This window comes from Vibrio sp. Y29_XK_CS5, assembly GCF_024181835.1.
Taxonomy (GTDB): Bacteria; Pseudomonadota; Gammaproteobacteria; order Enterobacterales; family Vibrionaceae; genus Vibrio; species Vibrio harveyi.
Genome location: NZ_JAMZAM010000001.1, coordinates 728,567 through 753,467, shown reverse-complemented (window position 1 = coordinate 753,467; position 24,901 = coordinate 728,567). Strand labels below are relative to the sequence as shown.

The following is a 24,901-nucleotide window of genomic DNA, read 5'->3' as shown; positions in this document are numbered from 1 at the left end:
CCTGCGTAGGATTCATCAAACCTATCTAAAACACAATCAAAATATTTCAATAACCGAACTTTAGAGGCTCACTTTCTGCAACTTCGAATTTTGTACAAAGATGCAATGTTTAATTTATCAATACTCCTCTATCCAGAACACAAAATCGACATTATAATCAGCGGCTTTTATAGAGTGAATGCGCTATCAAAATTCACCACACGTAGAATTTCACAGTCTAAGGCACTAAATAACAAATAAATATTAGACTATCGTATCAACCTAACTTAAAGATGGTTTATGAAAAGAAAATCAGGTTTTACTTTAATTGAGCTTGTTGTTGTAATCGTAATTCTTGGCATCCTTGCTGTCACTGCCGCTCCCCGCTTCTTAAACATTCAAGATGATGCTCGCAAAGCGCGTTTGGAAGGAATGAAAGGTGCAATTGCATCAGCTCTTGCCATTGGGTATGGAAAAATGGCAACTGCGGGACTAGAAAGCGTACCTTACGTCTCTAATAAAAAGACAGCTTACCCTGCAACTAACCTGCCATTTGATGGCTGTAAGACAAGTGACTCGATGCAATGCACTTTCCTATATGGTTACCCAGATGCAGATGACCACACTATTGGTCTACTGATTCAAGGAATAAATGAGAGCAGCAATTCCGATTGGAAGACATTTCATCACGAGGCCGGTTCTTTTACTCGAGAGATGGTTATCGCTCCAAGAGACGACCCTCGTGCAAGCCTTACTCAATGTGGCATTTTATATGGACCACCGATGAGTAAAAACAAAAGTTATAAACTAGAAATTTTACCTTGTCCTAAATAACAAAAAAGGCTGCCAATCGGCAGCCTTTTGTCATCTTGTTCTCTGCTTATGCAAAGTTAAACACGTATTTATCCATCATATTGACCATACGACCAATCTCTGGCTTAGTAATCGTGTCATTTGCCCCTAGTGATAGTGCTTTCGCACGGTTATCTTCACTCATTAGAGAAGAGAACATCACGATTGGCATTTCATTGTAGGCTTCCGTTTCACGTAGTCGTTTTACCAAGTGCATACCATCCATACGCGGCATTTCAACGTCGGTAACAACAGCATCAAGCAGCTCACGTACTGGCAGTTGTTCTTGTTTCGCTACTTCGATGAGACTCATTAACTTCTCGTAAGCTTCGCCGCCGTCTTTACATGTGATCACGTTATAGCCAGCTGATGCTAAAGTATCTTGAATCAGTGAGCGAATAAACGCGGAATCGTCCACAACCATAACGGTTTTCGCATTACGCTTACCAACCATACGCTGGTTAAGGTCAACCGATTTATCACCCGTTACGTCGTATTTTTCCATACTCAGCTCTGGGTTGATGTCTGCAATGATTTTCTCGAAATCGAGGATCATGATCAGATTGCCATCTTTGCGAACAACAGCAACCACACAGTCCTGTTCACCTGCTTCTAAGAACTGGCTCGGTGATTCTACGTCATTCCAAGAGATACGGTGGATGCGTGAAATGCTGTCAATCAAGAAGCCATTCGTCATCTTGTTGAAATCCGTCACAATCACAAACTTACGCTCTAAGTCGCGACGAGTCGGAACGCCAAGCCAACCAGCAAGGTCCACCAAAGGAGTTAACACTTCACGGGAAGAGAACACGCCAATCATATGCGGTTGTGCGTTCGGATAATCGGTAGTCTCTGGTACGCGAATCACTTCGCGAACTTTAGCGACGTTAATACCGTAATAACATGTTTTTGTGCTGCCATCTGGCATCTGTTTTTCTAGGTGGAACTCAATGATTTCAAGCTCATTGGTACCACTCTCAGTCAATATAGTGCTGGTTACGTTACTCATAAACACAATTATCCAAAATACGCACCAAGAAAAAGGCTTGATGCAATGCCACAGAGAATCACTTCACAGGCGAAAAAATCCAAGAGTCCTTTTGTAGTCGTTGAGACAGAATTTGTAAATAATCAAAAGGATGCTGACTGCACACTTCTATATCAAATGCTTAAAATTTGTCTCATTTTTGTACAAAACACATTCAAGTATTCAATATTGCAGCTGGGCTCCTTAAGTTAACGGCAGGGAAAACAAAAAGTTTAGCCATAATTAGTAAAGAATCAGTGAGTTTTAATGACCGCTTCGTTATCTACGCGATGACGCTCGCCATAAACCCCTTCTTCGGTTCTGATACCACAACTGATGATCATGGTGATTTGATCACTGTCTCTTAGATTAAGCAACTGTTTTACACGTTTTGAATCGAAGCCTTCCATTGGGCAAGTGTCATAGCCTTTTTCTCTCATCGCGTACATAAAAGTCATCGCTGCCAAAGAAACACTCTTGTGCAAACAAACACGTACGTCACTTTTAGCCACTTCTCTTACCATCGGTTTGTTTCGACCTAGCCACCAGCTGTATAACTTGCGTACCGCCCCGCGTATGCCAAATGCATCATTGTTATAAACCATTGGGATAAGTTTTTCGTAATACCTTAGAGCGCGCTTGGCCGCAGCGTCGTCACGGCCTTCAAAAGCTTGGCGCACAGTCTCTGCGTTGCGCTTTGCGCGCTCTTCCCAGTTATGAGTAGTCGCCACAAAAACGACTAACTCATTCGCCGTTTTTGCCGCATTTTGTCCCATGCAGAAGTCGGCTAATTTCGCTCGCTTCTCCGCTGAAATCACTCGATGAAATTCCCACATCTGCATATTACTGCTGTTTGGGCTAAGCGTGGTCAACGCGAGCGCCTTGGCTACATCATCATGGTTAAATTCAGCATTCGTATCGTACTTTCTAACGGAACGACGTGAATGAACAATAGATTCAAAAGAAGATTGGCTCATAACGGACTCAAAACTTAGGTAAAAGCGCGATCTTTACTGATTCATTGCTTAGCTGCAAGTATAAATACACCATCAGGTAAAATTTCGCTCCTTACATCTCTCTATTGCAGCTTAAAGAATCGAATTTGATCAGATAAGTTAACCGACATTCTTGCTAGCTCATCTGTTGCCTGATTGCAGTCTTGAATCATATTAACGGTTTGCTCCACTTGATCGCGTACCGATACCACGCTTTGATTGATCATTTCAGCCGTGGCACTTTGTTCTTCCGTCGCCGTAGCGATTTGAGTGTTAAGCACATTCGTCTGTTCAATATTCCCCGAAATACTCACAAAGGCTTCATTCGCTGAGGCTGATTGCTGTACCGTTTCTTCTAGCATGCGTTGCCCAGCATTAATGGAATCAACCACCTGAGTCGTATTCTGTTGCAGCGTACTGATGCGATGACCGATCTTTTCTACCGCCTTCTGGGTTTCTTGAGCCAGTTGATGTACCTCATCTGCTACAACAGCAAAACCACGACCTTGATCGCCAGCACGCGCGGCCTCAATCGCTGCATTGAGTGCCAGAAGGTTTGTCTGTTCAGCAATGGTTTGAATCACTTCCGTAATATCCGCAACCTCTGCTGTCCCATTGGACAAGGTAGCCACCTCTTGGCTCATGGTTCCCATTTGCGTGGCTAAACCGCCCACCTGCTCCATGGCTCGTTGCATGACAGTCTGCCCTTGTTCAGAGACACTCATCGCCAACGCAGCTTCTTGTGATGCCCCACTCGCACTTTGGGCGACTTCGGTGATGGCTACCGTCATTTGGTTCACCGCGGTGGCAACTTGATCAGTTTCTAATTGCTGGGCTTGTGCATTCGTCAGAATTTCTCCGTTTACTGCCGACAACTCTTCTGATGCCGAAGCAAGCAAGTCACTACAAGACACCACACCTGACACAGTTTTATACAGCTGCGCTTCCATATGGTGCAACGCATCAAGCATTTCAGCGATTTCATCATTCCCTTTCACCTGATCATGCCTCATCCCGATTTCACCACGACTCAGCTTTTCAGCTACTTGCTTAGCAAACTGAACATTCGCGGTAATATCATGCGAAATATACAGAGATAAGAAGGTGACGATTGGCAATCCAATCAACAAAGCTAACGTCACATTGATTATTGCCTCTTCAGTGGATTGTTGAATCTCATCTTTCAATGCATTTTGATCATTAACGGCATCGACTCTGATGCCATTCAGTTGTTCAGCAATATCAAAACCAATCTCTTTAAGTACTTCCCAACGATCGTTTCGAGTCCGAATCGTGCTGGCAACTTGAGACAACGAGTGAGCAAAGCCTTCTGTCAGTTCAATGAGTTGTTCTTGGCTTGCGAAGCTTAACTTGGACAAATCATTTTTCCATTGCGATAGCTGATCTTGAAACTGTTCGTAATCTTGCTCGTTATTGGTTAACAGATACTCCGTTGCTTCTTGCGTCAACGCTTTGAATACCATAGCTACGCGAGAAACTTCCGCACGTTGCTTATTAAGCACTTCTGACTCACTCAGTCGTCGCGATATTTTTGCTTCAATCTGCTTTTGAAAAGAAACCAGTTCAAGAACAGAAGCGTCACGTTCTCGCATTAATTGCGAAACTTCAGTTAAGTTTGTTATATAACTTTCGAGTTGCGAGGTGACTTTTTCAAAGCGCTCCTTTCGCTCATTATCTGTCGACTTCAAAGCCTGCCTTTGTGCCTCTTGTTGCGCTAATTTCAAGCTCTCAATTGCTCGATTAAAAAATTGAGGGTCGCGGTTTGTACGATACGTCAATGCATTGATTCGAGCCTTCAACAGATTTGCTTCAACGTCTGTCGCTTCAAAAGCCGCCTCATCGATTGATTGAAAGTGAATAAAATTTGAATTGACCTGTTTGGTCGTGAAAAAGCCAACAGCAGACACTGTAGACAGCACCAAAATAACGGCACTCAAGATCAGATAAAATTTATGTTTTATTTTTTTAATTCTATTAAGCATTCCGCATACTCCATAACAACAGCAAGTGGAAATACTAAAAACCTAACGGATAAGTCGCAAACTCGCCCCAACACACAAACAACACTATCTTGTTGTTATGATTGAATTTATTCGAATATGTAAGCCTTTTCCGACGGCAAAGAAAGATTGGTACTTCAACTGAGGTCGGTGATTCTTTCGTGCCGTATCTCTTTGATTCTATTATCTACCACGCGACACTTTCTAAAAAATGAGACACACCTTTTCAAATAATGAAATTGTCATTTTCACCCACTCGGCAAGGATTTTTCCTACAATCCCTTCTCGTTAAATGAGTGCTGAATGGAAGCGGCAAGTAAATTGAAATATAAGGTGAGGCACAAAATATGAATAACGTTCTTATTATCGACGACCAACCGTTATATAGCGAAGCGCTCGCTTCTCTTGTTCAAAACGCTTTCCAAACTGTGAACGTTGTAGAATCAACTGACAGTGCCGAAGTTATGGAGCTCATTCGCAACCAGCCTGTTGACTTGGTTATTTTAGATGTAGTTTTAGGTGACAGAGACGGTATGCGTTTGGCAAAGAACATTCTGGCAACCGGTTATCAAGGAAGAATCTTATTTATTTCCTCTCGCGATTACAGCAGCTTGTCCAAAGCCGCGTTTGAAATGGGTGCGCATGGATTTTTAAATAAGAATGAATCGAAAGAGACCATTATGGATGCGATTGTTAGCGTGACGCGTGGTTATTCCATGTTTAAAGCAACGCACAATCAATCAAGCGGTAACGTTGCTTTATCGAACCGTGAAGCAATGGTCTTCCATTATTTGGCTCAAGGCTATTCAAATAAGAAGATTTCTGAACAGCTGTCATTAAGTGCAAAGACCATCAGTACTTATAAGACTCGCATATTGAAGAAATACCATGCCGAGTCCGTTGTAGAGCTACTTAATACACTTCCGCAAGATGAATGCGGCAGCTTGTGCTGCTAAGAAATGACGTACTTCGCGATAGCATCGGTTAATAGCTGATGCATCGAGTTGTAGCGATGAGATTGCTTCATTTGTATCACGACCTTTGGTCGCCCTTGAGGGTAAAAACTCTCCGGTACAGGGATAAAGGTATAGCCTTCAATTGGCTTTTGATACTCAAGTAATATTGTCGCTGCAGCCTTGCTTCTTATGACTTTGAGTAGACTCGTGATATTACCAATCGTCGCAACACGGTTTATATTAATCCCACTTTGTTCGAGCGCTCGCTTGGTCACCTGCTCCCTATCCTTCCAACCTGCTAACTCAAGCAAAATGAAATCGAGCTTACACGCGGTTTCTAGATCGTTGATCCCAAGCTCTTCGGGTACCACGATGACAGCTGGCGCATAACCAATAAATTGTTGATGGATGGTTTTTGGATACTCTTCGTTAAAGTAATGCAATTGCATATCTACTTTATCAACCAAGATATCGTCTATTGTGCTATCCGTACTGCTTTCTACATTGATGTAGGCATTAGGAAATAATTCCATTAAATCAATAAGAAGCAGATCACCAAATGACTGTTGTGCTGATTGAGGCAAGCAGATTGAGATGCTTTTCTCGTACGAGAGAGGGTCGAACTCACGGCGAACTAGACAAGATTCTAACTGCCCTAGCGCATCAGTAATTTCTGGTAATTTACGCTTTAGATAATCCGTTGGTTCAAAGTGATGTGCATGGCGGATAAAGAGTTCATCTTCCAATTGAGTACGCAGGCGAGTTAGGTATTTGCTGATAGAGGCTTCGCTCTTGCCCAATGCTTTCGCAACGGGTTTCAATTGACGATGACGCTCCAGTAGCACCAGTATTTTAAGTAGGTTTAGGTCGAGATCTTTATTCACAGCACAGCTACCAAATAGGGTCAGAGATGAAAATTGAGTTCTTTATTTACCTTCAGCCAAATACACAGAAAGCAGCCTAATGAGTAAGGCTGCTTTACTATAGAAGACCAAAGTCACGTTTTGGTCAAGTTTATCAAACTCTTATACCGTTGCTTAATGACATTAAAGTCAGTTAAAGCAATTTTCAGGTTTAAGACACTGTCTTAAGTTAGTTACTTAGCTACTTAACCTACTTGGATACTGAGTTACTTGTTTACTTAGTTACTTGGTTACTTAGTTACTTAACTACGGTGACGCTTAGATTCATAAAGGTCCTCATCAGCGCGCATGATGACGTTGTTCAGCGTCTCATGTTCAGTGCTCATTGCAATACCAGTACTGACACTCACTTCTACATCCATACTTTTTAAGCGATTTTCTTTCACTGCAGCGCGTAGTTTCTTCGCCAAAATTAACGATTTGCTCTCACTGCAATCGGGTAATATCGCAATAAACTCATCGCCTCCCGTGCGAATAAGATAATCCGTCGACCGAAAGACCTTTTTCATGGAGTCAGCAATTATCGATATGACTTCATCTCCAACGTGGTGCCCAAATTTATCGTTAATTCGTTTAACTCGATCGCCATCAATGGCAATCACAGTAAACGGTGTCATCTTAATCTTGTTCTTAAAAGCCTGCTCTTTGAACACTTTTCGATTAAACAACCCGGTTAGCTCGTCTTTCGTTGCGTCACTGATTGCGTTAGCCAGTTGAATTTTGCTCTCTTTTGACTCTTGCGCTTTTGAATAATACGCAAAGATCACAACAAAAAAGACAAAGAACAAACAGCCAAAATCGATAAGTATCTTGCTAAACGGGTATTTGTACACAATCAGGTTATTATTATCTGCTACATACGTTTGAGTGTATGCAAACTCAGGCCAAGGATAATGAGGAAAGTACACCACAATGTGCTTATTTCCGTTATTAATATCGACTTTGAGTTGCTTTCCTTCTGCCTTTAGCGAATCGAGAAAGATTTGCTCTCCAAATTCACCAACCAGCTCCCCTTTGAAGTAGACCGGGCTAATAATGCTAAAGGCTCGACTATCCGAATAGGTGGTTTTAAAAGGTTTAGAAATCAGAATACGGTCAGACAACTGATCTTTCCATGCCGCCAACGAACAAGAATTTGTCTCTTTACACCAATCAATATCAAAAGGCTCCGTCAAATCTTGTAGTCCATCAATAGCATTTTCAAGAATCAACTTGTTTCCTGTGTATGAACGAAAATAAAGGACGATATCAATCCGCTCGTAGACATTGGATAGATAACCTTCAGCTTCATGTAGCACTTTACGCGCGACGGCTTCTACAAAGTCTAGCTCGCTCTTTGGATCAAGCTTGTAAATCGCATCTTGAAAGCTGAACTCGGTCGCATCAGTAATCTCCTTAGCCGAAGTTCCTTCATAACGGGCTAGCTCAGACTCCAATAAGAGCCCTAGCATGATGACTTTTTGTTTGGTTTTTGAAATGCCTTGTGTGTAGATTTTAAATTGCTTCACCTCATGAGAAATGAGCATGGCTCCAATCATGGTCATTGAGGTCACAAACAAAAGCACAGCAAAGAAGAATGACAAATAAACGTTTCTCAGGTTCATTCTTTCTCCTACTACGTACCGAGCACTTTAGAGAGTTCAACGATATTCTTCACATTGTACTTATCCAAAACTCGGCGCTTGTAGGTACTTACCGTCTTATCACTGATCGAGAGTACATCCGCGATGTCTCGATTGGTTTTCCCTTGCAGTAATAACTTCATCACGGCACTCTCACGGCTGGATAACGCTGGTACATTACGATGCTCTTCAACGCTCTGCTTGAATTTGAAAAACGAATAACCTTTGGAAACAGCCTCAATCGCGTCTTTTAAGATTTCGTGGTTTTCTGATTTACATACATAACCATCAGCACCAGAGCGAAATGCCATTTGGCTATACATATGACTCGTCTCCGCAGAAAAGAAGATCACTTTTCCTGCAAAACCGTGCGATTTAATGCGCTTGTAGAAATCGTAGCCATCGCAATCAGCGAGATTTACATCCAAAATGAGCAGCCCAATTTGTTGCTCTTTCAATATTTTTAAGGCGTCTTTTGAATTGGTTACCGTTAAAACATCATTTGCAGTGCCTAGGCTCTCGACCAAAGATTTAATGGCAATGCAAACCAGCGGGTGATCATCAAAGATCAGATAGTTCAGTTTATTCATCATGCTTTTATTTCAGTATCGTTATTGCTTCTAATGGCATTGGTTTATCGATGTAATAGCCCTGACATACATCAACCGTGTATTGGCGCATCGCGTTTAGCGTCGGTTCGTCTTCCACCCCCTCTGCGACAACACTAATGTTTAAGCTTTTTGCGAGTGCACAGATGGCTAATACTATATTTTTCTTTTTAGGGTCATTGACCAAACCTTGAATGAAAGATCGGTCTATTTTCAGTTCGTTAAAAGGCAGTTGAGCGAGCTTTTCCAACGATGATGATCCCGTACCAAAATCATCAATGCTGACCGTTACTCCACTCATTCGGAATTTAAGTAGGTTCTTGTAAAGTGCGGCATTGGTCTCAAACGTGTCTCGCTCAGTAATTTCTATCGTAAACTGGTCTGGACTGATGCCATGCTCACGGCAACGTTCGATGAAGCGAGTCGCAAATTCCGGATCTTCTAAGTTGTCATGATCAACATTCAGTGAAACATGTAACCTCAGCCCACGGTTCTTCATGTCGTATAACGCATTACTAAACACCGCATCAAACAACTCCGCAGATAAATGGCAGCGCTTGACAATAGAAAGGAAGTTGTACGGAGCTAAAACGCCGTAAATGGGATGAAACCAACGCGCTAAGGCTTCATAGCCTATGATCTCTCCCGTGTTTGCGTCCGCTAGTGGCTGGTAGTAGTTTTTAACTCGCCCCTCAGCCAAAGCAAACAAAAACTCTTGGTCTTGCACGCAAACTTGTTGCTGAAATGAAGTGAATTTCGCTGGTTGAACACCCGACTTGTTGAGCATTTCGACCACTTGCTCTTCATCGTAAGGTTTTAGAAGTTTACCGAGAACCTCGAAACTGAACGATTCGCACATCGCTCTAACGGTGGCGACAATCATCAGTTCCATTGCGCTCACTAACACAACCTTTCCCTGGTAGCCGATTTGGTTGAGCATCATCATCATGTCGACACCATCTTTATTCGGCATCTGCAAATCACAAAAAATAATGTCCACGTCCGATGTTTTGACGTGCTGAATTGCGCTATCAACATTATCGAATGTCGAGACGTCAACCCCATGCCGAGATAACATTTGCTTTAGCAAAGTGATTTGCAGTGGATGGTCATCAATCACCATCGCTTTAAGATCTTTATTCATGTGCTTTAATCCAATGTTCTGCAAGGTTGATTTCTTGTTCTATGCGCTCAATAAGGTCGGTGACATGAACTTCAAACTCACCATCACTGGCCTTCTCGGCTTCAATGCATAACTCCGCTAAAATGGTTACTCCAATGGCGCCAAGCGCGCCTTTTATACCGTGAATAATGCGTTTTTTATCTTGTTTGCTTGTCGCAGCTTTTAGGTTTGCCACATCGTGCGCCATTGAGCTTTTAAAAACGTTGGCTATCTCCTTAGCGTCTTGCTTTCTAAATTTCTCAATCCAATCTGGCCACTGTGCCATTTTCTCTTGCCCTAAGAACGGCAGCAGTTTTGACCTTAACTTTTCAAGGTCATAAGGTTTATAAAGAATGTCATCGATGCCAATGTGTTTAGCCCGTTCGTTTGCTAAGCGAGAGTCTTCCGCGGTGACACCAATAACAGGTATTGAAGCCAGCTCTGGTGCTGCTTTGAGCTTCTTCACCAACTCAAAACCGTCCATTTCGGGCATGTGAAAATCTGTAAGAACCAACGCCACCTGATGATCGCGATTCACGTATTGCCATGCTTCAAGACCATTACTTACGATGACTGGCTCAATGCCAAGTTCTCGCAGTTGCATCGTGATCACGCTTTGGTTGATCGGGTTATCTTCTGCGACCAAAACAGTTCCGTGCTTCCAATCAAGATTGCTATTCGTGTCTTCTGTTTCATCTGTCGGCTTTAAGGTGCAATCTTGACGCAACAACGCCAGTAAGGTATCTGGATACTTAGCTTCTGACGGCGTTAACTCGCAGCTTCCTTTACTACCACAATCAAGGTTTAGTCCTTGGTATTTCCCTTGCGGTGAAAACTGCCCCACCAAATTTGGCTTCACATCTGTCGACGCCATCCCCCACGCAAGACACCAATCACGGACATTGGCAGGCAACATCGGTGAAAATGTATAAGACAGTGCCGCTTGAGGCTCTGGTTCACAGAAGGTAATAGGCAACTTCACAACCATCGTGGTGCCAAGACCGAACTGGGAATTAATACATAACTCCCCTCCCATGCAATCCACGAGACGGTCGACAATACTCAAGCCAAGCCCTGTTCCTCCGTACTTGCGCGTAATGGTGTCATCTGCTTGAACAAACGGCTGCAAAATACCTTCGAGTTGCGTTTCCGTCATACCGATACCTGTGTCCGCGATTTTTAAGATCAATCGCCCTTCATGAACGGCAATGCTGACGCTGATTTCTCCTTCGTTGGTAAACTTAACGGCATTGGAGAGTAGATTGGTCGCGATTTGGACTAAGCGCACTGCATCCACTTTCAACCATGGATTTAAGAATGGTTTGAAGGTCACTCGATACTCTAACCCTTTACTGGACGCTTTTGGTTCAAAGCTACGAATCACGTCACACAAGGTGTTTACAACATGAGTTTTTACTGGCGTCACTTTCAACTGACCAGCTTCTAGCTTGGAATAATCAAGGACTTCATCCACCAGCAGGTTCAAGTGGTTTAGTGAGCGCATCGCTTGGGTGATAAGCTCTTTACTCCCCTCACTGCTGGTCTGACGGTCTAACAAGTCGAGTAGACCATGCGCAGCGGAAAGTGGTGTTCTTAACTCATGGCTCATGGTTGCCAAGAAATTCTCTCGAGAACGAACCGCAGTTTGCGCTTTTTCTTGCGCATCAATTAACGCAAACTCTCGCTCTTTTTGCTCAGTGATATCTTGAAGTACGGTCAGGACAAATTTCTTTTTGCTACTTGGAGAAAGAATGGCTTTACGTTCTCGGTAAACATGCTGAATACCAAGCTTACAACCATTGGATGCTGTTATATCTGCGATGCGTTTACCTGCAATCACCTGACGCAATTCGATCACATTGTCGACCAAAGGTTTGGCACTTTTTCGACTTTGAATCGTGCAGCCTTTGCAACGATGGTTTTTATATAAAGAGCAATTGCTCATTTGAATTTGGTTATCTTCGCCGTGAATAAAAACAATGCTGTTGATTTCTTGAATAATCTCCATCAACCACTGCTTTTCTTTCTCCTCATTCGTTGCGTTTAGCTCTGCCAAATTGACTTTGAGCTTAAGGTGCGCCAACACGAAATACGCAACCGCCAAGAGGATCACAAACACAACCACAACAATCAGTATCATGGTGAAGATATGTTCTTCATCGTAACCGTAGACGAGATTGAAGTTTCGGTAAGTTCTATTAAGCTTTTCTATCTCTTTGGCATCAATGGTATCAATGATGCTGTCGAGTATTTTCTTTAGCTTGGTGTTATGGTCCGCTACCGCAAAAGCAATCGACAAGGTCAGCGTATCTTTTTCACTGATCAGCAACCCATCAATGTTGTCCTGCGCGATCATGCTATGCACGATGTCATCAGGGATATACGCAACTTCAATCTTGCCCTGTTTGAGATCAGTCAACAATTGCCTAAGGTCTTCATAGCGAGTAAAGCGCTCTTCCTTCCATGAGTCGAGATTGACCAAACCTTGTTTTTTTAAACTCATTAGAATGCCAGATCGCGCGTCGTGTGCGGGATGCTCTTTCGGGTCCAATGCTTCTATTGCAACAAAGTTGTTGTGCATGAACGGCTTGGTGACTAACCAATCTGATAAGGGTGGATTCTCTACATAAGCCACAGGAACTAAGTCGGCATTGAACGCCGTCAATCCACTGTTTAAGCTGCTGCTAGGCTTTTGATATTCGAACTTCAAGCCAGTGCGAGACTGGATCAAATCGATGAAATCAGGCAGAAACCCGTCCAACTCATCGGTGTGAGGGTTTCTAAATAAGAAAGGAAACGCTTCTTCACTGCTGCTGTAGGTAATGATTTGCTTGTTTTCTAAATCTCTTCGGTATTCCACCAGCAGTTTGTCGTTGACATGATATGGGTTCGTAGACGCAACCGAGCGAATGTTTTTACCATTGCGTTCCCAGCTTAAAATTTTGTTAATACGGTCAACAAGCGCTTGGTTTGATTTGGAAGCTATAAATCTCGATTCTTCTTCATTCAGCCAACTGGGAATATCAACCGCACCATTGACAATGTCGTTCTCGTCTAAATATTGGTTGATAGCAACGTAACTTGAGATCAAAGCGTTTGCGCGACCGCCTCTGACTTCTTCAAAGGCTTTAAGGCGACTTTCCACTGTGCGGACTTTCGTCGCCCCCATATCTTCGAGGTATTCACAGTAAACGGTGCCGATAACACAAACCCATTGGAGTTCTCGTGGATCACGTTGGTAATAGCTGTCTTCACGATACCAAACCGCGATGGTGCTAGAGAAAAAAGCATCCGAGAAGATAAAGCGAGATTCTCTGTCCGGTGATTTACTAAAACCAACAGCACCGTCTATCGTGCCATTCTCAATATCAGCGAACAGTTCTGGAATCGTATTGTATGAACGTAACTCAAGTTCAAGATTGAGCACTTTGGCGATGTTAGTCAGGTAATCGAGGTTGATCCCATAATAAGTGCCAATTTTGTTGCCGATTTCTGGATCTTCTGAGCGTAGCGCTATCACACCGACAAGCACGGTTTCACTAGACTCATCGCTAGCAAAGGAATATGACGGAGAGATTGTGCCGATAAATGCGACAAAAAGTATGACGGTTTTTCTTAAAATGCTGAACATAACGACTTCCACAACTTGGGAGATCAGACTAATTTGCACAGCATAAATGTCAAACTTCGACAATTTTTGAATTGTGTTTACTTCATTGTTATAAAAGCATTTTTTTGATTTTAGTCAGGACATTCTGACAAGATTATCCACCTTGGACTACAACATATTTGGGTAGGATATCCCATCATTAAACTGAAATGTGCTGTTCAACAACTAAACAGCTCAACGTTTATCGCATGTTCAACAAATTGCGTAATATAAAAACCATGCCCAAAGACATGGTTTTCCTTCAATCAAGTAAACAAACCGTTTCAGCGCCGCTGTGGTACCGGTTTTTCCCCGCTTTTTTCGCTAAATACATCGCAACATCCGCTTCGTTGATCTTTTCATCTAACGTCGCAGAGTCTTCACGAGACCAATAACTGATACCTATGCTTGCAGAAACTTCACACGTCACGTCTCCCAGAAGAAACGGTTTTTCGAGGCTCTCGATGATCCTCCTAGCAATAGGCTCACTGCTCGACGCATCACGGACCCCAATCAAAAACTCATCTCCTGCCAAGCGCGAAACCAGATCGCGTCGTGCGACACAGTTCATTAATCGTTGCGCCACGACCTTCAACAATTGGTCTCCAACTGCATGTCCATATTGGTCATTAACGGCCTTAAAACCATCCAAGTCCACAAATAAGATGTGTTGTGATGCGCCAACATCATGCTTCTCTTGGAGTCGACGAACCGCTTTAGCGCGGTTGGCAAGACCGGTCAGGGGATCATGGTTTGCCTGATAATTGAGACGTTTGAGTTCAATATCTATCGTCAAATCAGTAAAGGAAACCACAAAGGCTTCAGCTCTGCCCGTTTCACTTTTTAATACTCGCACTTTCAACTCACATGGTATCACCCGACCTTGCTGGTTTTTCAGCTCCACATGCGTTTTGTAATGTCCTGTTTTTAATAAGCGTAACTTGATCGCTTTTGTTGCTTCAAATGGAGAAAGCAATTCCAGTGTTTTAAGCGCATCCACTTCACCAAACCACTGCGTCGCTGAGTTGTTCTGCGTCTTAATATTCAAAGCACGATCGAGTACTAAAATAGCGTCTTGGTTTTGGTCAAACATCAAATCCAAAAGTTTGCGTCTTTGTTCTGACAGCGCGTGCTCCGTGATATCTCGAAGCTGAATCAGACTACTCTTTTCAGTATCCATCGGGTTGCAAGAAATAAGGTAGCGCTTAGTTTTATCGACACTGCGTACCTCGATTCCTTCTACCGTGGTATGCGTGTCAATAGCAAACATAATGCGCTCGATTTTTAGCTGAGGCTCAAAGTAGTTCATCAACAAATTGCGGGCATTGGAGTTCACTTCTATGCCACGAAGTTCGCTTTCTGCCACTGGGTTGAAATAGGTTACTTGCTCATTCGACGATACAACAAGAACGCAACGTTGCATCGCATCGAGCGCGCTTCGAATATAACGGTTTTTGTCTTCAACTCGTTTCAATACTTGAGCCACTTGAGATTCTCGCTCAGCAAGGCTCATTGTCATTTCGTTAAAACACTCGGTCAGTTTCCCCACTTCATCTTGATGATAAACCGGTAATGCTTTGCGAATAACACCGACCCGCCCCATATGTTCAACTGAGCGATGTAAAGACAACAAAGGAAGCGAAATTAATGAATGCAATAATTTGGCTAATGCCCAAGCACAGATTGAGAGTAACAGGACAATCACACCCAAGGATAACCACATTTTACGTTCATGAATTAGCAAGCTTTCAAGCGAAACCCAAATCTCAAGTGCACCGAGCTTCTCCCCTCCTAACAATACATCATTGTGGCGCATGACTACGCTTTGATTAGCGCACAACAATTCACGACCATGCCAAGCACACTCTTTTGGTAAATCTTCAATAGAAGCGATGGTTTGGTCGTGTTGGTTGATCACCACAGCAGAAATAATATCTGGGTCAAAGCTTAAGTTAATCAATTGCTCTTTTGCAGAATACGCATCGTCAAACATCAAGGATGCTTGAAGTGTATTTGCCACGCCTTGACCAAGGATATTGATTCGGCGATCTAAAGCACTCTCTTGCGCAATCACCAAGTATTGTATGGCTAGGGTGCCTAAACCAATCACGATCAAAGTTATCATCAACCATGTTGGAAGCATCATTTTGTGGCGCAAAGGCAGCCGAGCAAGGCGAGAACGGATCATGGAGCCACCTCATCTTCAGCTAAGATAGAAATACTCAACAATTGCGCGCGTAGTTGGACTTTTGTTGGAGCAATGTGGCTGCGAGATATCATGGGCCGGATGCGGTTGTTCTCTTTCACAAATGCCACCATACCGCCTTTTTTAATAAACTTATCTCCGTCACCAATTAAGAGTGAATGGGGAAACTGTTTTCGTCTGGTGGCTATTTTTGAACTATCCGCCTGAGTTAAATATAAAATATGGCAAGAACTTGGCGTCTCGCCTTTGGATAAATCATAAAACCGTGACAATTGAGGTTTGCGTGCGACGATCCGTTGGAGGTGCTCTGCGACCGAGTCATTTTCAGATACGCAATATTCTACAGGAGCAACAGGTTCGCCCGTCGCCACCCAATCCGCCAACAGGGCAAAACGATACAAATACACGGCTTTTAAATCCGCATCTTCGTAGTGAGCAAACGCAAATGTTGCACTAAGCAGCGCCCAAAAAGCTATCAGCCATTTAACGACGACAACCTTTTCTGTTCGTTTTACCATTTGGCGTAATTCCAATCTAGCGTTAGCCAATATTGAGTACCATTAGCAAAAGAACTGTAGTTAGTTGGAAACTCTTTGCTCTGGTCAGCGCCTAAATTCTCAACTGATGCCGTGATCTCTGGCAGGCAGTCGTTATACTGCCAGCTAATGGATGCATCAAAAGACACGACTTCGGGCCAGTTATAATCTTTGTTCGCCACGTTGATTGGGTTTAGTGCAGACTCGTAGTCTTTATGCAACTTGGATTCAGACACATATTGCCCACTGACACTCACCCACCATTGAGCTGTGATATCCCACATCACTTGCACGTTCACAAAATGATTTGGCTCATTTTCGATACTGCGTTTTACCGCATTGTTTGTACCACAAATATCACCTTCACAATGACCAACAATGCGTTTGTAACTGTAGTTAGCATTGATCTGTACATCATCTCGGGGCTGCCATTTGACCGCAACTTCACCACCAAAGCTTTCACTCCAAATAGGATCAACCAGCGTGGAGGTATATTGCTCCACAACGGTGCCAACCGTACCTGGAGAAGAACCACCCGTGATGATGTTCTGAGTAGCAGATTCTGTCTTATAAACTCGAATATTCTCATGGCGGGTATAGAAACCTCCCACGCTAAATTGCAATGCATTGTCATCCCAAAGACGATAGCCCACTTCATAAGTCGAGACTGACTCTACATCTAAATCTTCATTTCCTTCGAGAAGCACACTGTAGTAATAATCGTAATATTGGTTATTGCTAAATAGCACATGTTGCATGTACTGATTTTCACGCATGTAGGTACTCAGCTCCAAACGCGATGGGGTTACGATTGCTTTACCCCAGCCAGCCCAAATCCTTTGGTTATCGGCAAGCTCATAGCTCAAGCGGACTTGGGGTTGTGGGTCGATATCATGAGTAAGGTTGTTATATTGCCATCGACTACCAAGGGTTAATTTGGTTCTGTCCGTCAGTGGCACACTCCAGTTTGCGTATAGACCATAAGATTGATTTAAGAAATCAGGATCTTCTGCCACGCGCAAATATGGCATGGTGAGTTCATCATACTTTGAAAACGTACCGAACTTTTCGTCAATAAGGCGAATGTTTCCACCAATGGTAAACTCCGTTCCCCAAAGATCGGAAAAGGTATAGTGAGAGTCTAAGTCGGTTCGAAAAAACTGCGCATTGGCATGAGTGCTATCATTAGAACTGTACGTAAACCAGACTTCGTTTTCCCAGCTATCACCATTGGCACGATCGAAAATATGATGACCGCCGACGAAATACTCCTGCATCGTCATTTCTGTTTCGTAGGTACGCATGGGTTCAGAGCCCGGCATGATCATATGCGGCTGATAATTACCCCAGTTGTAATCTTCACGAGAACGAATACCGCCGGCTTGGACACTTAGGGTGTGTTCACGCTTCTGGTAATCCAAACGCCCACCAAAACGCTCGGTATATACATTGAAATGTTGAAACGGTTGTACCCTAGCCTCTTCACTGGTCCAAGGCATATGGTCTACAAATTCACCATACAGACTGTAATTGGCATACTCACCAACTGCACCAGCATGATGAAGTTGATACTCACGATAGTCGTAGTTGCCGAAACTGGCGGCTAGCTGCCCTTTTGGTGAGCCCTCTGCTTCTTTTGTAATAACGTTAATTACCCCAGTGACGGCATTTCCCCCCCAAACCGTCCCAACAGGACCGAGTACAATCTCGATTTGAGCAATGCTGTCCATACTGACTGGAATGAGATCCCAATCCACACCAGACGACATCGGGTTGAACACACTACGTCCATCGACCATCACCAACATTTTATTGTTGAGCGTTTCGTTATTGCCTCGAACCGTCACGCCCCAATCATAGTTAGAATATTTAGCGACATGAAGACCGGGTGCCAAAGATAACGCATCAGCGACAGAGCGAGCTCCTGAGCGCTTGATCTCTTTAGCGGTGATAACATAAACGGACGCTGGCGTATCCGCCAAAGACTGAGAGGTACGAGTAGCTGAGACCACTTTGGTTTCCGCTAGAGAGCACAAAGGCATCTCCAACAGAGAATCGAGGTCATAGTTGGCAAACACAGGCGTAACAACGCCAAATGAAGAAGCAAAAACGAAGCTGAACGACAAACGCATAAGGTATTTCTCAACGTTTGAACGCTTGGTTAGCTAATTAGCGGGGGGAGTGGTTCAAACGCTAAATGACAATGTATCTATATGAGTACAGTGTACCATTAGCACCCTATCGGTTCATTTTAAACCACCTTATTTTACGCTGAGTAATTTTTATCGAAACGATTAAACTTGTAGCAGTTTTCAATCAACAGCAACCAATAATTGGTCACTGTTGAAGGGCAAGTTATCTTGCGTCTATTAGACAGCAACACACATAGGAGTATCAGAAATCGGGTCACGGAATACTTTCGCTTTCAGGTCAAAAACCTCATCAAGTAATGACTCAGTAAACACTTCATCCGGTGACCCCTCTGCAATAAGTTGACCTTGTTCAAGGACAATGAGATGGTCGCAGTAACGGCATGCTTGGTTAAGATCATGCAAGACAACCACCACGGTTTTTCCATTGGCATTCATTTGTTGCATCAAATTCATCAACTCGACTTGATGCGACATATCAAGGTAGGTGGTCGGTTCATCTAACATCACGACCTCTGTATCTTGTGCCATGACCATCGCAATCCATGCTCTTTGACGTTGCCCGCCGGATAATGATTCAACCGGTTTATCGGCAAATTCGAATACGCCTGTATCATGCATTGCTTGTTCCACAATCGTTTTATCATCCTTCCCTAACCTTCCCCAATGGGACAAATAGGGAGAACGCCCGTACTCAACCAGTTTTCTTACTGTGATTCCTTCTGGGCTTACTAAGATTTGGGGCAACAGTGATAACGAGCGAGCTAGGCGTTTATCTCCATAACTCGACAACGGTTTTTCATTAAAAAAGACATCACCAGATAAAGGTTTGTTAATCCTTACTAATGTCTTCAATAACGTCGATTTACCGCAGCCGTTTGGTCCTATCAACGCGGTAATTTTCCCTTTTGGTATTGAGACTGACAAATTCGGAATGATTGTATTTTTGCCATAGGCGACGGAAAGGTTCTGCGTCTTTAGCATGATTACCAACCTCGATAACGATATAGAAGAAAAATAAAATAAGGCGCTCCGATAACGGATGTAAGCACTCCAGCAGGTAATTCAATCGGTGGTTGAATCCCACGAGCCAAGGCATCAGCACAAGTAACCAGTAATGCGCCAACCAGTGCAGATCCGGGAATCAACAATTTATGGTTATGCCCAAACAACAAACGCGCCAAATGTGGCGCTAATAGTCCGACGAAGCTAATCGTACCGGCAACAGATACACTGATACTGGCTAGAAGCACCGCCGCTAACAACGCAACCACTTGGATCTGCGTTGGCTTCGCCCCTAAAGTAGTTGCGCTTTCTTCACCCAACCCCATGACATCTAATCGCCACGCTAACCACAGCGCTAGCGGTATCAACAATAAGAGCGCCCCCCAAATGAAAGGCACTTGCTGCCAGTTTCGCCCCCAAAGACTACCTGTTAACCAAACCATCGCAGTGTTGATTTCAATGGGATGCGTGACCAATAAGAAGTCGATACCACTGGCGAGAAAAGCACTAACGGCGATACCAATTAACGCTAATCTTGCAGGTGTAGGTTTTGAACGCCAAGCCAGCATCGCAATGAAACCTGCTGCAAATAGACCTCCTGCCATTGCGATCAAAGGTAGCCAACTGAGTGAGGTATTAGGAAACCATACCAAGCTTGCCGTTGCCGCTAACCCCGCTCCTGCGCTAATTCCCATCAAGTCCGGAGAAGCTAGCGGATTTCTAATCACACCTTGAACTAATAATCCTGATAACCCGAGCCCAGCTCCAACGCCAATTGCGAGTAAAGTGCGAGGAAAGCGGTATTGATGAATAACAAAGTCGTCGTTTGAAAAAGAAACAAGGAGCGTCATGACTTGAGAAGCAGAAAGCGAAGCGGCTCCAACTAATAAGCTCGCAACAGCAGCCAAAGCAACAAGCCCAAACAACAATGCCAGTTTTGTTTGATGAAGCATTAAGACCTCCTCATCGCAACAAGGATAAAACAAGGTGTGCCAATCAACGCGGTAAGCACGCCAACCGGTGTTTCAGTGGGAAACGCGATGGCACGTGATAATGCATCAGACCAAGCAACCAGAGCCGCCCCAATCAGTGCCGAGCATGGGATCAGTAAATGATAGTTATGACCGACTATTGGTCTTACTAAGTGAGGAACAAGAAGACCAACAAAGCCAATAGGCCCCGCAATGGCAACGCACGTTCCCGCCAATAAAACAATAGTGATGCCCGTAACGAGCCGAGTCATCTGGATGTTGCTACCTAATCCAACCGCGACTTCTTCTCCAAGAGCCAGTAAATTGAGATTGCGAGCCAACCCCATTGCGAGAACCAATCCAGTCAATGCTGGCGGCCACAGTTGGTTCCACTGTTCCTTGTCCACACTTGCTAAAGACCCCGTCAGCCAATGCAATACACTGTAAGCCATGTCATCCGAAAGAATAAGCGCAGCTCGGGTAAGACCAAGCAGTAGAGCGCTAACTGCTATACCTGCTAAAACCAAACGCAGAGGATGCGAGCGAATAGAAAAAAAGCCACCAAGCATCATTACAGAAACGCCACTAAGTAGTGCGCCAAGTACAGCATTAAGAATTGGGTTGATATCACTGACTATCGGTACGCCAATGGCAGCGAACGTCATAAAACACGCTGCACCAGCGTTAATACCTAAAATTGAGGGCGATGCCAACGCGTTGCGCGTCAAACCCTGCATCAATAAACCAGCAACAGCGAGGCAAGCTCCAATTGTTAACCCAGCAAACGCTCTCGGAGCACGTAACGTAGCAAGGATTTGATGGCTCATGTTGGTTTCATCAAATGAAAACCAATACCCCATTAAATCATTGAGTGTGAGTGAAAAGTTTGACCAACCAAGCATTGAAGCTACGTACCCTGTCAGAACCAAAGCCAAAACAATAACGACAACAAACATCGCTTTCCATGGCACTTGAAGCTGATGAGGGCTTTCTTTCAATATCGTTGCTTTGTTCATGACGAAGCCAAAATCTGTTCTAAGTTCTGCGCCATTTTCTCTGCTGCTAGCATGCCTCGATTAAGAGACCAAAGCTCCGGTGATACTTCAACAATATGTTGTGCTTTTGCTGAAGATAACAACTTGAACAACGGGTTCTTTTTCCATTCATCAATGATGTTTGGTTGCGAGTATGCACCAATCAGCAACCAATCCGGGTTTGTTTTTAATAGCAATTCAAAGCTCGCAGGCAGATAAGCTTTTTCCGTAGCCTGCACTAGCGGACTCGTAATGCCTAACTCGCTAAGAACACCACCAGCATAGGATTTAGGGCTGTGGAGCCACATACCTTTGTCTGACACCACCGCAAACTGTACCGTCTGTTTAAGCGCAAAATGCCGCTTATACTCAGTCATGGTTTGTTGATGCAATTGAATGCGCTTGTTCATCGCTTTTTGCTTGTTAAGTGCGATTCCTATCTTACGCGCAGACTCTAGATTTTCATGATACGTTTCACCACGGCTTTTTAGCAGCAACGTGGGTGCGATGCGATTGAGGTCTTGATAGATCGTGCGGTGGCGCTCTGCATCCGCAATGATCAAATCCGGTTTTAGCACAGCGATAGCCTCTAAACTCGGCTGAGAACGCATACCAACAGATTGCCATGGCTGAACTAAATCACGTACTGCTGTGATCACTCTTGATGCATCGTTGTCATCTGCAACACCGACGGGTGACACACCAACTGCTGCTAACGCATCCACAAAAGAAAACTCCAAAACGACAACGCGTTTGGGTGTGCTTTCTAATTTAAATGTCCCCTGTTCATCTTGTACGACACGAGTTTTTGCTGAACTTGGAAAAGACATAACGCTTATGAACAATAAGAGAAATGCAGCAAGTCGTAAGTTCATCGATAGAAACCGAGATTCGTTTTCCATGTTTTTATATCCCCAACACTAAGATCGTGAAAGTCGCCAACGTAAATTGGCGACTTTGAATTGTGTTAACATCAAACAATAACGAGTTAGAACTGGTAATTCAGATCCAAAGTGTAAGAACGTCCCGGCGCCGGGTATCGACCAACAGGGCTGGTATCAATACCTCGGAAATAGTAGTCCTCATCAAACAAGTTGTTCACGGCAACATTCATACGTAGCTTACCCTTGTCATCCTTGTACAGATCAGTACCAAGATTGAAGTTCCAAACCATGTAAGCCGGTACTTTACCCTTCGCACCTGTCGCGTCTTCGTCACTCGTATTTGCGTTGTCAGAATATGCGTCACTGAAATAGTAGCCAGATAGTGTTGTATCTACTTTTGAGAACGCGTAGGTAGCATCCCAGCTAAGCTGATGTTTTGACGTATAAGGCAGTTGATTGCCCTTGTTGGCGCCCTCTTCTTCTAGCGTTGCGTCTAAGTAGTTGTAGCTTGCACCTAGGCTAAGTGCTTGTACGGATTCAGGAACGTAACGAGCCGATAGCTCAATACCTTGGTGAAGCGTCTTACCAATGTTTTCAAAGGTTTGGGTTGCACTTTGCCATTGTAGTTGGTCTTTAAAGTCAATGCGGTACAAAGCAGCGTTAAAGCTGGTTGAATCATGTGTATAACGAGCACCCAACTCGTAGTTCCACGCAAGCTCACTGCCCTCTTTACCTAAACCTCGAATGTATGCAATTTGAGGTGCGCGCAACGATTTCTGAACGTTTGCATAACCAACCCATTGCTCAGTCAGGTTATACGCGACCGTTAGACCCGGTAGCCATTCCGTCACTTTGTTATCTGTACTCTGTGCTTTTCCTAAGTCATCAAACGTCATGTCGACAGACTCGTAGCGAATGCCCGGAGTTACTTTTAACGCATCATTAAACAGACCTACTTCATTGCTAATATAACCAGCAAACGCATCGGTATCCAAATGCCAATCACGAGGTACTTTCGTCGCACCGCCAGCAATTGGAGTTTGAGTCAGCTTGTAGTCGATGTCTTCATTTACATAGCGAGCACCAACGATCCAGTTTTGCGTCACCGCACTGCCTTCGCCAAAGTGCATCGCGAGCTTAGGTTCTACTCCATATACTTTGAACTCTCGTGGAGAAGTACGCACGTCAGTTGAAGGCAAAGCTGGATCTGCCCAGTGACCACCTGCGCCATTAAAGCCCCACTGGAAGAAACGCTCAGAGTTATGACCAAAGGCTTGAACTTGCAGCTCTGCACTGTCCGCAATGTTTAAGTCTTGAATGTATTTCAAACTCCAACGCGTTGATTTCCCCTGATATTCATCGTAAGGACGCTTAGATTGGTTGCGATCTTTTTTATAATCGTCTGGCGACAAGGCACCGGGCATTTGTGTGTCCGCATCATACCTTTGAATGAATGCTTGCAACTCTTGAGTGTCGCTCAACAACCAGTTTGCTTTAACTTGGAAGTTTTTTACGTCTGTATCAGAATGCTCTCTGAAGCTTTCGCCTTTTAAAAAATTACCTTCTAATTGAATTGCAAACGTATCCGTTAACCACCCCCCCGTTCTTAAATAGAAGTCGTTCAGTGGCGTATCGCCGCCTTCAAACACAGTTAAGCGGTTACTTATTTCAGTCTGCCAAGTGTTTGGAATCGGTTTAGTCACCAAGTTAATGACGCCACCCACGTTGTTTGGACCATATTGAACAGCCGCACCACCACGTACAATATCGATGCGATCAATCATGGATAACGTTGCTGGGAAAATGGATTGTCCGGTGTGACCATATGGCGCCAGCGTAAGAGGGACACCATCCATCAAGAACTGAGCATGACCACTGCGACTTGCTTTTAAGCCTCGAACCGAAATGTTAGGCAGTACACCGGTGCCAGTTTCATCTTGCACCTTAATACCAGGTACACTTTGCAGCGCTGAATCGATTGAATGAGCAGCCGTCTTTTCGATTTGCTCACTCGTCAGGACCGTACGTGCTCCTGGGTATTCTTTTACATCTTCTATTGCTGAATTGCCGATAACACTCGCAGTGACAACAACCGTCTCCATCGTAGTGGTTTGAGGTTCAGAGGCAGCAAATGCATTCATGGAGGTGACAGAAGCAATCGCGGTCGCAAGCACACTTAAACGCAGCTTAGCTTGGGGGTTACCATCCATATTTTGGTAAAGCATGGGGGTCTCCTTTAAGAGAAGTAAGGGTCAAAGAGAAAAAAGTGGCTTTGACCCTATGGGCTAACAATCCTCAAAACGAGGTAAGAAAGCTCGCTA

General features: G+C 44.0%; 18 protein-coding genes. 2 read left to right on the top strand and 16 right to left on the bottom strand.

Features of this window, described 5'->3' with window-relative positions; genetic code table 11:
* Window positions 1-279 precede the first annotated feature (279 nt).
* Window positions 280-813, top strand: coding sequence for a prepilin-type N-terminal cleavage/methylation domain-containing protein (locus NL647_RS03315; protein ID WP_253649627.1), 534 nt, complete (start codon window positions 280-282; stop codon window positions 811-813).
* 46 nt (window positions 814-859) lie between these two features.
* On the opposite strand, the gene NL647_RS03310 is transcribed toward NL647_RS03315, so the two are convergent.
* The 3 genes from NL647_RS03310 to NL647_RS03300 all read right to left on the bottom strand — a co-directional run bounded on the left by NL647_RS03310 (window position 860) and on the right by NL647_RS03300 (window position 4,856).
* Window positions 860-1,840, bottom strand: a complete 981-nt coding sequence (locus NL647_RS03310) for a chemotaxis protein (protein WP_005449396.1) — start codon at window positions 1,838-1,840, stop codon at window positions 860-862.
* 272 nt (window positions 1,841-2,112) lie between these two features.
* Window positions 2,113-2,835 carry a nitroreductase family protein gene (locus tag NL647_RS03305; protein WP_253649626.1) on the bottom strand — a complete coding sequence of 241 codons (723 nt, stop codon included), beginning with the start codon at window positions 2,833-2,835 and terminating at the stop codon, window positions 2,113-2,115.
* 101 nt (window positions 2,836-2,936) lie between these two features.
* Complete coding sequence (locus NL647_RS03300) at window positions 2,937-4,856, bottom strand: methyl-accepting chemotaxis protein (RefSeq protein ID WP_253649625.1); 1,920 nt, start codon at window positions 4,854-4,856, stop codon at window positions 2,937-2,939.
* A 365-nt stretch (window positions 4,857-5,221) separates the two neighbouring features.
* Between NL647_RS03300 and NL647_RS03295 the strand changes: the two genes are divergently transcribed.
* On the top strand, window positions 5,222-5,830 hold the full coding sequence (locus NL647_RS03295; RefSeq protein WP_005449400.1) for a response regulator transcription factor: 609 nt from the start codon (window positions 5,222-5,224) through the stop codon (window positions 5,828-5,830).
* Here the strand turns inward: NL647_RS03295 and NL647_RS03290 are convergent.
* From NL647_RS03290 to NL647_RS03230, 13 genes are all read right to left on the bottom strand, one after another.
* Window positions 5,827-6,714, bottom strand: coding sequence for a LysR family transcriptional regulator (locus NL647_RS03290; protein ID WP_005449401.1), 888 nt, complete (start codon window positions 6,712-6,714; stop codon window positions 5,827-5,829). The genes NL647_RS03295 and NL647_RS03290 overlap by 4 nt on opposite strands.
* 281 nt (window positions 6,715-6,995) lie before the next feature.
* Entirely contained in the window at window positions 6,996-8,357 is a 1,362-nt protein-coding gene (locus NL647_RS03285; protein ID WP_029789546.1) for a GGDEF domain-containing protein, read from the bottom strand.
* Window positions 8,358-8,368: 11 nt separating this feature from the next.
* Window positions 8,369-8,968, bottom strand: coding sequence for a response regulator transcription factor (locus tag NL647_RS03280; protein WP_005449405.1), 600 nt, complete (start codon window positions 8,966-8,968; stop codon window positions 8,369-8,371).
* 4 nt (window positions 8,969-8,972) lie between these two features.
* The gene (locus NL647_RS03275) at window positions 8,973-10,127 is read right to left on the bottom strand and encodes an EAL domain-containing protein (RefSeq protein ID WP_009696149.1); all 1,155 of its coding nucleotides are present in this window, start codon (window positions 10,125-10,127) and stop codon (window positions 8,973-8,975) included.
* Window positions 10,120-13,776, bottom strand: a complete 3,657-nt coding sequence (locus tag NL647_RS03270) for a transporter substrate-binding domain-containing protein (protein WP_253649624.1) — start codon at window positions 13,774-13,776, stop codon at window positions 10,120-10,122. Before NL647_RS03270 ends, NL647_RS03275 begins: the two co-directional genes overlap by 8 nt.
* A gap of 280 nt (window positions 13,777-14,056) precedes the next feature.
* Entirely contained in the window at window positions 14,057-15,982 is a 1,926-nt protein-coding gene (locus NL647_RS03265) for a diguanylate cyclase (protein WP_017188957.1), read from the bottom strand.
* Window positions 15,979-16,518, bottom strand: a complete 540-nt coding sequence (locus NL647_RS03260) for a YfiR family protein (RefSeq protein ID WP_017819176.1) — start codon at window positions 16,516-16,518, stop codon at window positions 15,979-15,981. The genes NL647_RS03265 and NL647_RS03260 overlap by 4 nt, the downstream gene beginning before the upstream one ends.
* Entirely contained in the window at window positions 16,512-18,668 is a 2,157-nt protein-coding gene (locus NL647_RS03255) for a TonB-dependent siderophore receptor (RefSeq protein ID WP_253649623.1), read from the bottom strand. The genes NL647_RS03260 and NL647_RS03255 overlap by 7 nt, the downstream gene beginning before the upstream one ends.
* A gap of 237 nt (window positions 18,669-18,905) precedes the next feature.
* Window positions 18,906-19,670, bottom strand: a complete 765-nt coding sequence (gene fecE / locus NL647_RS03250) for a Fe(3+) dicitrate ABC transporter ATP-binding protein FecE (protein WP_017819178.1) — start codon at window positions 19,668-19,670, stop codon at window positions 18,906-18,908.
* Window positions 19,671-19,672: 2 nt separating this feature from the next.
* Window positions 19,673-20,644 carry an iron ABC transporter permease gene (locus NL647_RS03245; protein ID WP_017819179.1) on the bottom strand — a complete coding sequence of 324 codons (972 nt, stop codon included), beginning with the start codon at window positions 20,642-20,644 and terminating at the stop codon, window positions 19,673-19,675.
* Window positions 20,644-21,618 (bottom strand): iron ABC transporter permease, encoded by a 975-nt coding sequence (locus NL647_RS03240; protein ID WP_253650102.1) that lies wholly within the window; start codon window positions 21,616-21,618, stop codon window positions 20,644-20,646. Before NL647_RS03240 ends, NL647_RS03245 begins: the two co-directional genes overlap by 1 nt.
* 56 nt (window positions 21,619-21,674) lie before the next feature.
* Window positions 21,675-22,598, bottom strand: a complete 924-nt coding sequence (locus tag NL647_RS03235) for a Fe(3+) dicitrate ABC transporter substrate-binding protein (protein WP_253649622.1) — start codon at window positions 22,596-22,598, stop codon at window positions 21,675-21,677.
* Between the two features lie 86 nt (window positions 22,599-22,684).
* Window positions 22,685-24,805, bottom strand: a complete 2,121-nt coding sequence (locus NL647_RS03230; protein WP_253649621.1) for a TonB-dependent siderophore receptor — start codon at window positions 24,803-24,805, stop codon at window positions 22,685-22,687.
* Window positions 24,806-24,901: the final 96 nt, after the last annotated feature.

Coding starts and splice junctions, on each gene's coding strand:
- NL647_RS03315 (WP_253649627.1), top strand. CDS start 280: ATGAAAAGAAAATCAGGTTTTACTTTAATTGAGCTTGTTGTTGTAATC.
- NL647_RS03310 (WP_005449396.1), bottom strand. CDS start 1,840: ATGAGTAACGTAACCAGCACTATATTGACTGAGAGTGGTACCAATGAG.
- NL647_RS03305 (WP_253649626.1), bottom strand. CDS start 2,835: ATGAGCCAATCTTCTTTTGAATCTATTGTTCATTCACGTCGTTCCGTT.
- NL647_RS03300 (WP_253649625.1), bottom strand. CDS start 4,856: ATGCTTAATAGAATTAAAAAAATAAAACATAAATTTTATCTGATCTTG.
- NL647_RS03295 (WP_005449400.1), top strand. CDS start 5,222: ATGAATAACGTTCTTATTATCGACGACCAACCGTTATATAGCGAAGCG.
- NL647_RS03285 (WP_029789546.1), bottom strand. CDS start 8,357: ATGAACCTGAGAAACGTTTATTTGTCATTCTTCTTTGCTGTGCTTTTG.
- NL647_RS03280 (WP_005449405.1), bottom strand. CDS start 8,968: ATGATGAATAAACTGAACTATCTGATCTTTGATGATCACCCGCTGGTT.
- NL647_RS03275 (WP_009696149.1), bottom strand. CDS start 10,127: ATGAATAAAGATCTTAAAGCGATGGTGATTGATGACCATCCACTGCAA.
- NL647_RS03270 (WP_253649624.1), bottom strand. CDS start 13,776: ATGTTCAGCATTTTAAGAAAAACCGTCATACTTTTTGTCGCATTTATC.
- NL647_RS03265 (WP_017188957.1), bottom strand. CDS start 15,982: ATGATCCGTTCTCGCCTTGCTCGGCTGCCTTTGCGCCACAAAATGATG.
- NL647_RS03260 (WP_017819176.1), bottom strand. CDS start 16,518: ATGGTAAAACGAACAGAAAAGGTTGTCGTCGTTAAATGGCTGATAGCT.
- NL647_RS03255 (WP_253649623.1), bottom strand. CDS start 18,668: ATGCGTTTGTCGTTCAGCTTCGTTTTTGCTTCTTCATTTGGCGTTGTT.
- fecE (WP_017819178.1), bottom strand. CDS start 19,670: ATGCTAAAGACGCAGAACCTTTCCGTCGCCTATGGCAAAAATACAATC.
- NL647_RS03245 (WP_017819179.1), bottom strand. CDS start 20,644: ATGCTTCATCAAACAAAACTGGCATTGTTGTTTGGGCTTGTTGCTTTG.
- NL647_RS03240 (WP_253650102.1), bottom strand. CDS start 21,618: ATGTTTGTTGTCGTTATTGTTTTGGCTTTGGTTCTGACAGGGTACGTA.
- NL647_RS03235 (WP_253649622.1), bottom strand. CDS start 22,598: ATGGAAAACGAATCTCGGTTTCTATCGATGAACTTACGACTTGCTGCA.
- NL647_RS03230 (WP_253649621.1), bottom strand. CDS start 24,805: ATGCTTTACCAAAATATGGATGGTAACCCCCAAGCTAAGCTGCGTTTA.